Here is a 13,822-nt window from a genome sequence, read left to right as displayed (position 1 = left end):
CATGGGTGTTGCAGAAGTCTTATTTCTCACATTTTTGGTGCTCATGCTTTTGGGTGCACCAATTACAGTAGCACTTGGTATGTCTGCCATGTTCTCATTCATGGTAGTAGGTCAGGATCTGAGCACGCTCATCCAGATCGCATTCACCTCAGTTAACAGCTTCCCTATTATGGCATTGCCTGCTTTTGTTCTTGCCGGTGCCTTAATGGAATGTGCGGGTGTATCGAAACGATTAGTTCTCATTGCTGAGAACCTCGTTGGTCCTGTTCGTGGTGGTCTTGCAATTTCTACAGCTCTTGCTTGTGTATTCTTCGGCGCTATTTCTGGTTCCGGCCCGGCTACTACTGCTGCGGTTGGTATGCTGATGATTCCAGCTATGATTAAACGTGATTATGATCCGGGCTATGCTGCAGCAGCGACTGCTACTGCAGGTGGCGTAGGTATCATTATCCCACCTTCTATTCCTATGGTTATTTACGGCGTAGCAGCACAGGAATCCATCACTAAAATGTTCCTTGGTGGTGTTATTCCAGGCCTCTTAATTGCTGTTGGTCTTATTTGCATGCATTTGTTCAAATGCCGCAACATGCCAGTTCACGAAGAGATGGCTGAATGGTCAGTATCAACTCTTCTGAAGTCCATGAAAGACGGTTTCTGGGCAATGATGGCACCTATCGTTATCTTAGGTGGTATCTACTCAGGCTTCTTTACTCCGACAGAAGCTGCAATTGTAGCAATTTTCTACACATTGTTTGTTGGCTTCTTCATCTACAAAGAACTCAGTCTGAAATCCTTGATGAAGTCTCTTGAGACCACATCATGGCTTACCGGTCGCGTACTCATTATTATGTTTACTGCGTATGCATTCGGTCGCCTACTTGTTCAGTACCGAATTCCAGATCAAATCGTTGAATTGCTTCTTGCATTTACTTCCAACGTAATGATTGTTTGGATCTTTGTAGTAGTTATTCTTCTGTTCCTCGGCATGTTCATGGAAACCCTTGCAATCATCCTTCTCGTTACCCCGGTACTGCTTCCAGTTATGAAAGCATTCGGCGTGGACCCAATCCACTTTGGTATCGTTCTCGTATGTTGCTGTGGCGTAGGCTTCTCTACTCCACCACTAGGGGAAAACATGTTTATTGCCTCGGGTATTGCAGATGTGTCGCTAGAAGAGATATCGGCGAAAGCTATTCCATTCTGCTGTGTCACAATCGGGGTTATCTTCCTGCTCGTGATGTTCCCACAGCTGATCCTCTTCTTGCCTAAACTCCTTATGTAATACCTTCAAGCTTGATGCTTGAACACTTACTCGAAAAATTGCGGAGAGCCCGAAAGGGTTCTCCGCTTTTTTTTATTCTTTTTCTATCCAGTACATGATCTACGTAACAGTTTACAGCTGGCGCAGTGTCGCAACTGGGGACAGACTTGGGGCCTCTGTTACGTTGTCTCCGACGGGTAGGCGGGCTCCGCCCCCTACACCCCCGCAAGGGGGCACTGCCCCCTTAACCCCGTTTAGACGACACTCTCTCCCTGCGGGCGATTATGATACGTATTCCGTAGCAACAATTGTTGAGGAATACGTATCATAAAATTTTTTGTTGTTTTTCTCAGCGTCAGCAGAGATACTTAAAGAAAATAGTTACAGTATATCATCCCAAAAACGAGCAAAAGGAATAACCCATGCCCGCTACCCTTACTGTTGGACTTGCCCAATTTGAGCCCGCTAAAGGGAACACCGTTGAAAACCTAGCACAGCACGTTGAACTTATTGAGTACGCGGCAAACGAACAGGTTAAACTACTTATTTTTCCAGAGCTCTCACTGACAGGATACGAGCCGGAGCTTGCTGCCGAACTGGCGATGGAATACACTTCTGCCCCTCTCCAAGCACTCCGCAAACTTGCTAAACAGCATTCTATGACCATTCTTGCTGGTGCGCCTTTGCGTACAAAAAGCAATAAGCCGGAGCTTGCTCTGGTCATATTATCTCCCGATAAACCAATATGCCATTACAGCAAAATCCATCTTCATGGGATTGAAAACACATATTTCACTTCTGGTAATCAGCACATGACCCTCTCCATAAACTCTTTCTCTATTGGACTGGCAGTTTGTGCAGACACAGCACATCCAGAGCATATTCAGGACACGATAACCGCTGGTGCTGATTGTTACCTTGCCTCTGTGTTATGTTCAGAGCAGGGCTTTTCCTCTGATTCGGAAATGTTATCAAATTATGCACAGCAGCATAACATTGTCATCGGCATGGCAAACTACATTGGCCAATCCGGTCCATATGAATGTGCAGGTAGATCAAGTTTCTGGGGTAAAGATGGGAACATACTCACCCAAGCCACCAGGAACAACACTTCACTGGTAACGACCTCACTTACAAAGTAACGCTTGATTGTCGCCCGTCATTACAACTTCTGTAGATGTGATAAGGGGCGTTAGTGCGAGTATCAGGCAGTGCAGGTCAACTTTCACGAATGGAATGGTGGAAGGGAACGAGTGTCCTAGGAGTGAGCGTTTGCCCGAGACAAAGAACGTCACAACAATTTCAAAGACAAAAAAAACCGGCTGCCCTTACGGACAGCCGGTTTAGTATTTCTAATCGCTCAAACCTAGCGCAATGCTAACGCTGCAATAGATAGCGGTGTTAACATAAGCGGCTGGCTTGGAAGATGTACAGGAAGCTTAAGCTCTTTTTCGAAGACGGTTTCAATTCCCGGCAAGCAGCAAGTACCGCCTGAAAGAAGAATTGAATCAACTTCAAACCCTGTCATATGTGATGCAACAATATCACTCACACGCTGGAGAGTAGGACGTGCAATGGCAAGGATGTTGTATTCCTTTGCTTTGCGCTTATACTCTTCTGCTACTTCGAGTTCAACATCGTAGTGTCCGGCAATGGTAAGCGTAATATGTTTACCACCAGTCGGCTCGTCATCACTGAAAACGATCTCACCGTCTTTAACGATTGCAGTACCAGTAGTACCACCGCCGATATCAACAACTGCTGCTTTATCCAACTCAAGAAGAGATGCAACACAGCTTGGTTCGTCTTCGACATTAGTCACATCGAGACCTGCGGTTTCCAAAATATTTGTGGAAAGACGCGCATCGGTACCCGGAGGAAAAGAGGTGGAGGCTTCAGTGATTTCGATACCAAGGCGTTCTTCCGCCATGGCTACGAATCTGCGAACAACGTCGCAGGCACCAACAAAGTCTACCACAACACCATCACGTACAACTTCAGTCCATTCCAGGAAGACAGCAACAGGCTCGCCTTCACCATCGACAGCCATAAGCACAACATCAGCTGTACCTAAGTCAATGCCGACATGAATTGGGCCTTCAACCGAAACTGGTTCGGTATCATTCATCATTGCTGCGGCGCGATCAAGTCGCTCGCATGCTAACTCCCAAGAAATGGCCATAACTAAACGATCCTAAAGCAATCTACGAGGCAACAACGACGGATACGGGTAAATGTAGCCGCGTTAGTAACGCCTTCACCTGTAGGGGTGGAGATAGTCATTGAAGTCCAACCTTCACCGCCAGCACCAAGGCCAGCAACGTGAGGGCCGTTTTTAACAAAGAGGCTGGTGTTAGTAGCACGAGCCATTGCTTCCATGTTATTAACGTTTGTGGAATGCAAACCAGCTGTGTGGCTGAGACCGCGCTCAAGTTTCAATGCCCATGCAAGAGCTTCTTCGAAGTTGTGTGCACGGAGAACTGGAACAAGCGGCATCATCTGCTCTACTGTTGCAAAAACGTAGTCAGAGTCACGGCCAGCGTCTACGATGAGAAGCTTGCAGGTATCTGGTACGCTGATGCCAGCGATAGCAGCGAGTTTTTTAGCGTCGCGACCAACCCATTTTGGATTAGCACGAGCTTTGTCAGTGCCGTAATCGAGAATAACTGTCTGAGCGATGGTGTTAGCCTGCTCAAGAGTCAACTCGTATGCGCCAACTTTTTTCATCTCAGCTTTAAGCTCATCAGCGATAGAATCAACTGCGATAATTTCTTTTTCGTCAGCGCAGATGAGGTTGTTATCGAAAGATGCGCCTGTGTAGATGGAGATAGCTGCACGAGCAATGTCAGCAGTTTCATCAACAACTACAGGAGGGTTACCAGCACCAGCAGCCATAAGGCGTTTGTTGGTGGTTTTACGAGCAGCTTCAACTACAGCTTCACCGCCGGTTACTACGAGAAGGTTAATACCTTCAAAAGTAAAGAGACGTTTAGCAGCATCGATGGTTGGTTCTTTAACAGCAACCACGAGGTTCGCAATGCCGGTTTCAGCAACAACAGCTTTGTTGATGATCTTGATTGCTTCCTGAGTAATACGCTTAGCAGCTGGGTGCGGAGCGAATACTACAGAGTTACCAGCAGCGATCATGCTAATGCCGTTGTTGATAACAGTAGAGCCAGGGTTGGTGGAAGGAGTTACAGATGCGATAACGCCCCAAGGAGCTTTTTCGATCATGGTAAAACCATTGTCACCAGTGATTGCTTCTGCAGATACTGCTTCAGTACCTGGAGTGCGGTCTGCAACAAGAAGAGTTTTCGCAATCTTGTCTTCAACGTTACCCATGCCAGTTTCTTCAACAGCCATTTCAGAAAGACGACGTGCATTGTTACGTGCAGCGCGACGGATGATATCGATAATCTTGTTACGGATTGCGATAGTACCGATTTTGCTCTGTGCAACTTTAGCAGCTGCTACAGCATCATCTAATTCGTCAAAGATGCCCCAGTCGCCTGCGGTAGGTGCAGGAGCAGCAGCAGAAGTCTGTGCTGCGCCTGTCAGCTGAGTAAGAACTTCAGAAACAATAGACTCTATCTGTTCACGTGCGATAGCCATGTTAGCTCCAAACTATTTTATTTATTGTAAACTGTTTCGCCCTGTGAGGAAATCTGATCAATAATAGCGATTACACTCAGGTCAAGAGGTGGCCGATCGTTCATAGTAAAACGAGCGGAGCTACCGCGAACAAGCAGTATCATCTCACCTTCGCCAGCACCAAGGGTGTCGGCTGCAACCTGTCCAGAACGAACAACTTCACCGTCAGCGGTAATAAGATCCACTAGCAGCAAGGTAACAGGGGGCACGCCGGGATCACGAACAGTAGCAACTACTTGTCCTCGTACTCTTCCTAATTCCATATCGCATCTCCTTATTCATAGCCGCCAAGCAATCTTCCGTTGGCAGTTTACTTAGTCTTAATAGGGAAAACTTCCTCAAGATCAGTATGAGGACGTGGGATAACGTGAGCTGCAACAACTTCACCAACGCGCTGTGCTGCAGCAGCACCAGCATCGATAGCAGCTTTACAAGCAGCAACGTCGCCACGGATAAGGGCAGTAACAAGTCCGCCACCAATGCGCTCGTAACCTACGAGCTCAACACGTGCAGACTTAGTCATTGCATCAGATGCTTCAACAAGAGCAGTCATGCCTTTTACTTCAATAATACCAAGAGCGTCGCCCATGTGTATCTCCTATTTATATGAAACAACCGGAATAAGCCGGTTTATTTTTTCTTTTGAGCCGGCTTTGCAGCTTTTTCTTCAGCTTTTGCAGGCTTTGCCTTTGGTTCGTCAAAGATAGAACCAATTTTGTTAGCAATCATTTCGCCAAGGCCGTCACCAGGACGAGCAATAACGTTAGTACCAACGCATTCGCCAAGACGGGAAGCAGCAGCTTTACCAGCGTCAACAGCAGCAGCTACTGCAGCAAGGTCGCCCTCACAAATAACAGTAAGCATGCCTGAATCAGCATTAGCTACGCTACGTACATGTACGCGAGCTGCTTTGGACATAGCATCTGCAGCTTCAACAGCAGCTACGAGACCTATAACTTCAACTAAACCTAAAGAGTCGTTCATAACGATACGTTCCTTTCGTTCTTCAAACGACGCAACCTAAAGGGAGCGTCTACAAAATATTACGTAAAACTTCCGGAGCTGCGCTAGGAATAATGACTTTGCGAACAAGCATTGCACTTTCAGCAACAACACTAGCTGCTGCTTCTACTGCCATGCTCACTGCTGCAACGTCACCGGTAAGAATACAGAATGCCTTACCACCAAGACCCATTGCGATGCGTACTTCTGCGATGTCAACATCAGCAGTTTTTGCAGCAGTATCAGCTGCAAGAATAGAAGACGCTGCGGAGAAAGTTTCGATAACACCAAGTGCTGAACCGGTAGGTTCCGGAGTAGCACATGCCATTGCGGAAACAACAGCATCATTGATGTTAGGGATTACAAAATGGTCTGCAACAGTACCGTCAGCACCGCTCATACCAGCTTCTACAGCAGACTGAACTGCTGCAACATCACCATGTACCGCAGCAACAAATTTGCCTGGGCAGATGGTTTTAAGCATGAGAGGTTCTACGAGAGCAGCTTTCATCATGCGATCTGCTGCTTCAATACCTGCTGCAATGGAAGTAAATTCAATCATTCCAACAGACTGGAGTTGAGTTATCACACTATGCTCCTTTAATGACGATATTGTTGCCCACTTCTACTACAGTACCTGCAATAGAAGCATGAACGGTTGCACCAAGTGCGCCTTCCGGCACGGCACCGATGAGCTGACCAACTGTTACGGTATCCCCTACTTTCACTTGAGCTACTGAAGGTGCTCCAATGTGCATGCGAAGTGGGAGGCTTACCTGAGCTGGCTTGTAATCGCCTTCAAATTCAGGATGAATATTCATGTAATCAGCAATGCCGATTTTTGATGCAAGACGAGGTACCGGAATCTTACGGTACGGACGCATTGCAGACTGCTCGGGACGAACTTCGCGCGGTCCGGTGTACTGAACACCTTGTTCACGGAACTTACCTTTCAGCGCGCTGTTAATGCGGCGTGGGGAAAGTCCCATTGGACAGCTGAAGAGTTCACAAACACCACATTCACAACACATAGCTGCCTGAGTGGCACCCATTGCTACATCCTGTCCGCCACCAAATGCACGCATAACTTTGTGAGTTTCAAAGCTCTGACCTACGAGGTAACGCGGGCAAAGCTCTGTACACATGCGACACTGGATACAAGCAGTAGCAGCACGGCGCTGCATGGTGTGAAGGTCAACGGTCGCCTGCTGGTGCAGGTAATGCCCACGAGGAAGCACAATAAGACCGCCGCTTGTTTTGGTGATTACTTCATTCTCAAAAGCAGCCTGAGAATCACACATACGTCCCATCATCGGGCCGCCAAGAATGTATACAGGGTCTGCGTTGGTTGCACCACCACAAAACTCGAGACAATCTTTAAGGCTAGTACCAAGCGGTACACGGATAATAGAAGGTTTGGCTACATCACCGGTGACTGTAAGTACCTTATGGGTAAGTGGCTTGCCGTCCATGGCCTGTGCAACAGTGTGCAAAGTACCAACGTTAGCAACTACAGCGCCTACATCTTTAGGCAGACCCAAAGGCGGGATGGTTTTCCCGGTTACTTCATGAACCAGAATCTGCTCATCACCGGCAGGATAAAAGTTATCGAGCTGTGCAAGCTCAAGGCCAGTACCTTCCATACCCTTAGCAAAAATTTCTGCAATTTCAGTATATTTGCGTTTAATGCCAATAACACCACGTGTAGCCCCTGTAGCTGCGACAACAGCTTGCATGGCACGAATGATGTCAGAAGCATGAGACTTCATGATGTACTGATCAGTATGGAGCAATGGTTCACATTCGCAACCATTGGCAATGACCGTATCTACTTGTGCGTCGTATTTGACGTGGGCCGGAAAACCGGCCCCGCCTTCTCCGACAACACCAGCATTCTGGATCGAACGGATAAGTGTTACTTTGTCCATGACATTCTTCTTTGTGCGTTAAGGGCTACAAAGAGCGACTAGCGCTTAAATGGAAAAACGTCTTCCAGGTCGCCGTGAGGACGAGGAATTACGTGAACCGCTACAACTTCACCGATACGCTGTGCTGCTGCAGCACCTGCGTCAGTAGCAGCTTTACAAGCAGCTACGTCACCACGAACGATAGCAGTAACAAGACCAGCACCAATCTGCTTGTAACCAACGAGCTGTACACGTGCAGCTTTTACCATTGCGTCAGAAGCTTCGATAAGAGCGGTAAGACCTTTAGTTTCGATCATTCCTAATGCGTCCATTGTATCCTCCAATTAATTAGTCAGTAACTGACTTATGTTTCACTTTGGTTGCCGTGCTACAGGCACTGGCCTACTACGGCAACTTTATAAATATCATCTGCACTACAACCACGGGAAAGGTCGTGCCAACCAGCAGCAAAGCCCTGCAAAAGCGGGCCTAATGCGGTGTAACCGCCAAGGCGCTGTGCAAGCTTGTATGCAATGTTTCCTGCTTCAAGAGATGGGAATACCAGTACGTTTGCTTCACCTTTAACAGGGCTGTCAGGAGCCTTGGATGCAGAAACGCTTGGTACAATCGCAGCATCAAGCTGCAATTCACCATCAATAAGAAGATCAGATTCACGTTCACGGACATTTACCAAAGCTTCTTGTACAAGAGTTACCCGGTCATGCTTTGCACTACCTTTGGTAGAGAAAGACAACATGGCAACTCTAGGTTCTTCACCAAGAAGTTTTCGGGCTTTATCCGCAGAAGCTATGGCAATATCTGCAAGTGTAGCTGCGTTAGGAGCAGGTACAACGCCACAGTCCGCGAAAATGTAGTCCTTACCGCCTTCAGGCGCAATCATGAAAAAGAAACTAGAAACGGTTTTAAGACCTTTCTGTTTAGGCAAAATATGCAACCCGGCGCGAATAACATCACCTGTAGAGGAAATGTTACCAGCAACACCAAGCTGTGCTTCATCACGGCGAACCATCATGGCAGCACCAGCAAGTGGACAACGCATGGCTTTAACAGCAGCATCCATTGTTATTGCTTTACCTTTCTTTTCGCGCATTGCGAAAAACTCGGTTGCATTTTTTTCAAGCAGTGTAGGACTAGTGTGATCCACAACGGTAAAACCGTTAGTACGGATTTTTGCTTCGCGCATTTTATTGCGCACTGCAAATGGTGACTGAACAAGCACTGGGTTACAAAGACCGTCAGCCTTCAGGCGAGTAACGGCTTCGAGCACACGTTCATCAAGACAATCCGGAAACACAACAGTCTTTGGGTTCTGTTTACATGCTTCTTTACAACGTTCCAGAATGCTCACATCAATCTCCGTGATTACTGGATGTTGTTTACGCAAGCGATGCGTACAGAAGATGGAGTACCGTAGGTAACAGCAACACCTTCAGGGAAGTACATCATGTCGCCAGCTTTACCAATTTTGGTTTCGCCGCCGATTGTAAGATGCAATTCACCCTCAAGGATGACGCCGATCTCAGGAGATTCTACAGTACGGGTAAAGGAAGCGCGTTCCCATTCCATGTAGCCAGCTGCGAGCTTAGCATTATCGCATGCGCCAATGGCGTCTGCGATGAATACCTGTTCGTCGAGAGCTACAGGGCTGGAACCCTGCTTTTGCAAACGCTGACCGTCGATAAAGCAAACGCCGTTGCTACCAGTTGCAGATTCTACAACGGGTGCAGATGCAGGAGCGCTAGTTGCACATGCAGTTTCGCCAAGCTTAGCGGAAACAACACGACGAACAATAGCTTCAAGTACATCAATACTTGTTCCTGCAGGCAGCTTATCTTGGAGGAGCGCGCAAACCTGCAGCACAACGATATCAGCTTCAGAACACTCAGATGCAGGTGCTGGAGCAGCAGATGCAGCTGGTGCTACTACTGGAGCTGATACTGGTGCAGGGGCAGGAGCGACACATGCTTCAGGAGCAGATGCGCTACAAGCCTGTGCAGGCGCAGCATCTTCAAGAGAAGATTCAATGAAAGAGACTCCAAGTTCCAGAGCTTTGTCATGGGCCTGTGGAGTGATAATGCATTCACAAAGAGTAAGCCTTAGGGCTTTGGTTCCGTTATCAACGGCTTTGCGAACATCAGCCTCGGTGACTATCCGTTTTCCCATGCAGTACCTCCAATGTTGGCTGTTCTTGTATGGGGCTTTCAGTCTTTTGCCCAAGTTTTCGGGCTGAGAAAACCTGTGCGTAACATTTATATAACCTGCAAAAAAGAGAGCAGGCACTACGCTCTCTTGCAACAACCGTGCACAAAAGAACGTCACCCTATACTTAATGTTAAAAGACTCACATCAATATGGCTGATTAGAAATAAAGTGTTGTTTTCTGCATGTTGGAAGAGGTTGGGAAAGAAATATGAAGCAGGAAAAGTTGTTGTGATTTTCCACACAAACTCAACGCAAGACAGTTTTATTATGCTCTTGCATGCATAAGATGCAAATGTGCAGCATTGTGTTGTAATCAATATTGATTATTAATAATACAATCTAGTTATATCATTTCAACGAGTTATAATCTTCAGTTTTTCTAACAATCAGTAACAATTTTACTGAAGCTGCGCTTTTGCAACACAGTGTTATTTCTCGCAAAGCATTGCATTCCGTGCAATTAGGTTATTTCCCATTTTTATGGTGCAAGTACGCATCAAATTACCCACCCAAAAAACACGCTCAGACATCCCTAGCTAGGTGTTTTTTCAAGAAAAACTTTGATTAACTAATCAATCTGTTTTGTACAATCTTTGTCATTTCATCAAAGATTCACTTGGTTAATCCCTCGCATTAAAGCCTTTTCACTGCGGAAAATGTACTAAAAAATTCTTTTCACAAGGTTGTGCCGATCAATTCTGGCACTCTACTTGCTGTTACACTGCTGGCAGTAATTTATATTCTACCAATTATTTTAATAACGCCTTGAAGCATACTGTTTACGCCTCAGGCGATTGATGAAAACCCATAGGGGATTTGCAATGAACGTGATTGACTTCCGTTTCCGCCCTAACACTGCGGAAACTTTGAGCGGAATCCAGAACAGCTCTATGTTCAAAGGTCTCTGCCAGCACATCGACTTTTCTAAAATGAAAGCTCAGACCGTAGCTGAGTGTGTTCAGGACCTTACTGCTAACAACGTTGTTCGCGCTGTTATCACCGGTCGTGACTGTGAAACCACCTACGGTGCTAAGACTAACAACCAGAGCGTTATTGATTTTGTTCAGGCTCATCCTGAAAAATTCATCGGCTTCTTCGGTATGGACCCACACAAAGGCATGCAGGGCATCCGCGATCTGAACCACGCAGTTCAGACTCTCGGCCTTCGCGGTGCTGCTGTTGACCCATACCTTGCACAGATCTACCCGAACGACGCAAAGTACTACCCAATTTACTCCAAATGTTGTGAACTCGATATTCCTCTCGTATTCACAACTGGTCCTGCTACTCTCGTTCCTGCTGCAGTAGTTGACCACGTTGCACCTCGCTACATCGACTTTGTTGCTCGTGACTTCCCTGAGCTCAAAATCGTTATCAGCCACGGTGGCTACCCATGGGTTAACGAAGCTATCATCGTTGCTGAACGTAACAAAAACGTTTACCTCGAAATTTCTGAATTCGAACGCTCCCCTATGTCCGAAGCGTACATTCAGGCTGCTAACACAATGATTGCTGACAAGATGATTTACGCATCTGCACACCCATTCATTGACTTCCGTGAAGCTCTTCAGACTTACAACGAACTTCCGTTCGCACCTGAAGTACGTCAGAAAGTAATGCACGACAACGCTGCTAAACTGCTTGGCCTCGAAACTGCTCCTGCAGCTTCCGTTGCTCCAGCATCTGCTGATCTCGTAAAAGACATCGTTTCCGAAGTTCTCGCACGTCTCGGCAAATAGTAGTAGCACCACTACTTAGTTTCTATATTTCTAGTTGGCGCACCTCTGTGTGCGCCAACTAGAAAATACAGCACACAGTGCTAACAAATTTTTAAACCGGATGGTTGACCAGCACCTCCTTTGATCATGCCTCTAAAGCTGTTCTACTGCTCCGGTTACCTAACGGAACACTCCATTCCGAACCCTGCTTGAGGTGACATAAGCGCAGGTACCACGCGCGGCTAGTAAGATTCTCCCCGCTTCTTATAGCTATCTTTGTCCCCTCATCTTTCAAGCCTTGTCTGGGCACGGGAGCACACTCCCACAAATGCCCTGATTTCCCTTGCCAGGAAATCAGGGTATTTTGTTATCCAAAAAATATCTTCCACAGCTTCCAAACCCTATCCAGAAAATCTTTTGTGCTCAGCACGCTATAGACCTAAAAAAAGCGCCTGACAGAATCTGTCAGGCGCTTCACTATTCAATTTAAATCGAGAGACTATAAAATCTTACGGTAGATTGCGATGATGTCTTCTTTGCGCATACCGCGAGGGTTTGTAACTGCACAAGCATCTTTCATTGCACTTTCTGCCATAACTTCAAAATCTTCAGGATTTACGGTTTTACCGTATTTCTTTGCAAGCATTGTAAGGCTGGCTGGAATATTCACGTCCTGCATGAGATCACGAATTGCCTGAATTACATTGCCTGCCGCTTCGCGCTGTGTACGAGCTGCGCCCTGTACACCGAAGAATTCTGCCATTTCTGCAAAGCGATCCATAGCTGCAAGCATGTTGAATTCACATACGTGCGGCAAAAGAATTGCGTTACACTCACCATGAGGCAAGTTAAGGTAGCCGCCAAGCTGGTGTGCCATTGCATGAACATATCCGAGGCCAGCGTTGTTAAACGCCATACCAGCCTGATACTGTGCATAACACATTGCTTCACGAGCTTCGAGGTTACGACCGTTACCAACTGCACGACGCAGGTACTTAGAAATAAGCTTAATTGCTTTTTCTGCGTTTGCGTCAGTCATATGTGTTGCACCAGTAGAAACATATGCTTCCACTGCATGTGTAAGTGCATCAAGACCAGTCGCAGCTGTAAGGCTTGGTGGCATACCAACCATAAGCTCCGGATCATCCAAAGCAATGTTTGGAGTCACACGCCAGTCCACGAGAGCCATTTTAACTTTACGTGCGGTATCGGTAATAATGCAGAAACGAGTCATTTCAGACGCGGTTCCTGCGGTAGTATTTACTGCAAGAAATGGCGGCATCGCCACACGTGCTTTATTTACACCTTCGTACTGATGAATAGTGCCGCCGTTAGTGGCGACAATTCCGATCCCTTTACCGCAGTCATGAGCACTACCACCACCAAGGGTAACAATGCAGTCACAACCATTAGCGGTGTACTGTGCAAGACCATCGCTAACGTTTTTGTCGGTAGGGTTAGGAACAGTTTCATCGTATACTGCGCACTGCATGCCTGCACCCTGCATAAGCTGTACGATAGAAGCGGTAACTCCAAGCTGTGTCATACCCTTATCGGTTACGAGCAAAGGCTTGGTACCTCCCAGAGACGCAAGTCTAGCTGGAATCTCTTTAACTGCGCCAGAACCGATAACTGTAACTGACGGCATATAAAATTCGACAGGCGCTACTGTCTGCTGAAAGCTCATCTCAATTCCTTCCGGTGATGAAAGTTGCTGTTTGCACCAAATAAATTTAGTAACCCAAAAAACCTTTTTTGTTGCTCTGCCAGAACGAGTCACTACCCCAGTGACTCAATACGCTCTTCGAATTCGTTTGTTCCAACAGGCAAAACACAGCAAAAAAGCTGTGTGCCGTAATTCTGTCAAAGCAAGGCGCTTTGTACGAAAATTAACAAGCATTTCTATTTAGCAATAAATGTGCAAACAACCAAGCTTTGATCATCTCATCATAAAATCAATTCAAAATTACTAAAAATATTCTTAAAATTTAATTAGTTATTTAAATAGTTATTTTATGCCTTTTTTTCTTCCTTTCATCTTTGCACTGTGTAACTGCACA

General features: G+C 46.5%; 14 protein-coding genes. 3 read left to right on the top strand and 11 right to left on the bottom strand.

All coding sequences use genetic code 11. The features are described 5' to 3' along the window. The first annotated feature begins 1 nt into the window (after position 1). Together ACZ5V1_RS00300 and ACZ5V1_RS00295 are read left to right on the top strand one after the other, a co-directional pair. Positions 2 to 1,282 carry a TRAP transporter large permease gene (locus ACZ5V1_RS00300; RefSeq protein WP_464390078.1) on the top strand — a complete coding sequence of 427 codons (1,281 nt, stop codon included), beginning with the start codon at positions 2 to 4 and terminating at the stop codon, positions 1,280 to 1,282. A gap of 401 nt (positions 1,283 to 1,683) precedes the next feature. Continuing rightward, positions 1,684 to 2,403, top strand: coding sequence for a carbon-nitrogen hydrolase family protein (locus ACZ5V1_RS00295; protein WP_464390077.1), 720 nt, complete (start codon positions 1,684 to 1,686; stop codon positions 2,401 to 2,403). A gap of 224 nt (positions 2,404 to 2,627) precedes the next feature. On the opposite strand, the gene eutJ is transcribed toward ACZ5V1_RS00295, so the two are convergent. Genes eutJ through ACZ5V1_RS00245 form a run of 10 tightly spaced genes read right to left on the bottom strand, consistent with a single transcriptional unit; the run spans position 2,628 to position 10,005 of the window. Next, positions 2,628 to 3,443 carry an ethanolamine utilization protein EutJ gene (gene eutJ, locus ACZ5V1_RS00290; protein ID WP_464390076.1) on the bottom strand — a complete coding sequence of 272 codons (816 nt, stop codon included), beginning with the start codon at positions 3,441 to 3,443 and terminating at the stop codon, positions 2,628 to 2,630. A gap of 2 nt (positions 3,444 to 3,445) precedes the next feature. Next, positions 3,446 to 4,873 carry an aldehyde dehydrogenase family protein gene (locus ACZ5V1_RS00285; protein ID WP_464390075.1) on the bottom strand — a complete coding sequence of 476 codons (1,428 nt, stop codon included), beginning with the start codon at positions 4,871 to 4,873 and terminating at the stop codon, positions 3,446 to 3,448. A gap of 17 nt (positions 4,874 to 4,890) precedes the next feature. Further along, entirely contained in the window at positions 4,891 to 5,175 is a 285-nt protein-coding gene (locus ACZ5V1_RS00280; protein ID WP_160715374.1) for a EutN/CcmL family microcompartment protein, read from the bottom strand. Positions 5,176 to 5,222: 47 nt separating this feature from the next. Next, positions 5,223 to 5,501 (bottom strand): ethanolamine utilization microcompartment protein EutM, encoded by a 279-nt coding sequence (gene eutM, locus ACZ5V1_RS00275; RefSeq protein ID WP_160715372.1) that lies wholly within the window; start codon positions 5,499 to 5,501, stop codon positions 5,223 to 5,225. Positions 5,502 to 5,542: 41 nt separating this feature from the next. Beyond that, positions 5,543 to 5,896: a BMC domain-containing protein gene (locus tag ACZ5V1_RS00270; RefSeq protein WP_464390074.1), complete on the bottom strand. Its 354-nt coding sequence runs from the start codon at positions 5,894 to 5,896 to the stop codon at positions 5,543 to 5,545. Between the two features lie 49 nt (positions 5,897 to 5,945). Then, entirely contained in the window at positions 5,946 to 6,503 is a 558-nt protein-coding gene (locus ACZ5V1_RS00265) for a BMC domain-containing protein (RefSeq protein ID WP_464390073.1), read from the bottom strand. Between the two features lies 1 nt (position 6,504). Next, positions 6,505 to 7,842 carry a 4Fe-4S dicluster domain-containing protein gene (locus tag ACZ5V1_RS00260; protein ID WP_464390072.1) on the bottom strand — a complete coding sequence of 446 codons (1,338 nt, stop codon included), beginning with the start codon at positions 7,840 to 7,842 and terminating at the stop codon, positions 6,505 to 6,507. A gap of 38 nt (positions 7,843 to 7,880) precedes the next feature. Next, positions 7,881 to 8,153: an ethanolamine utilization microcompartment protein EutM gene (gene eutM, locus ACZ5V1_RS00255; RefSeq protein ID WP_020000567.1), complete on the bottom strand. Its 273-nt coding sequence runs from the start codon at positions 8,151 to 8,153 to the stop codon at positions 7,881 to 7,883. A gap of 56 nt (positions 8,154 to 8,209) precedes the next feature. Continuing rightward, complete coding sequence (gene pta, locus ACZ5V1_RS00250; protein ID WP_464390071.1) at positions 8,210 to 9,190, bottom strand: phosphate acetyltransferase; 981 nt, start codon at positions 9,188 to 9,190, stop codon at positions 8,210 to 8,212. 14 nt (positions 9,191 to 9,204) lie between these two features. After that, a complete protein-coding gene (locus tag ACZ5V1_RS00245) occupies positions 9,205 to 10,005 on the bottom strand; it encodes a cupin domain-containing protein (protein WP_464390070.1) in 801 nt (266 codons plus the stop codon). Between the two features lie 860 nt (positions 10,006 to 10,865). On the opposite strand from ACZ5V1_RS00245, the gene ACZ5V1_RS00240 reads away from it, so the two are divergent. Continuing rightward, on the top strand, positions 10,866 to 11,783 hold the full coding sequence (locus tag ACZ5V1_RS00240) for an amidohydrolase family protein (protein ID WP_464390069.1): 918 nt from the start codon (positions 10,866 to 10,868) through the stop codon (positions 11,781 to 11,783). A gap of 478 nt (positions 11,784 to 12,261) precedes the next feature. Here the strand turns inward: ACZ5V1_RS00240 and ACZ5V1_RS00235 are convergent, their stop codons facing one another. Continuing rightward, positions 12,262 to 13,449 carry an iron-containing alcohol dehydrogenase gene (locus tag ACZ5V1_RS00235; protein ID WP_464390068.1) on the bottom strand — a complete coding sequence of 396 codons (1,188 nt, stop codon included), beginning with the start codon at positions 13,447 to 13,449 and terminating at the stop codon, positions 12,262 to 12,264. Positions 13,450 to 13,822 lie beyond the last annotated feature (373 nt).

Source organism: Halodesulfovibrio oceani subsp. galateae (genome assembly GCF_055397225.1).
This window is presented reverse-complemented; position numbering and strand designations above follow the sequence as displayed.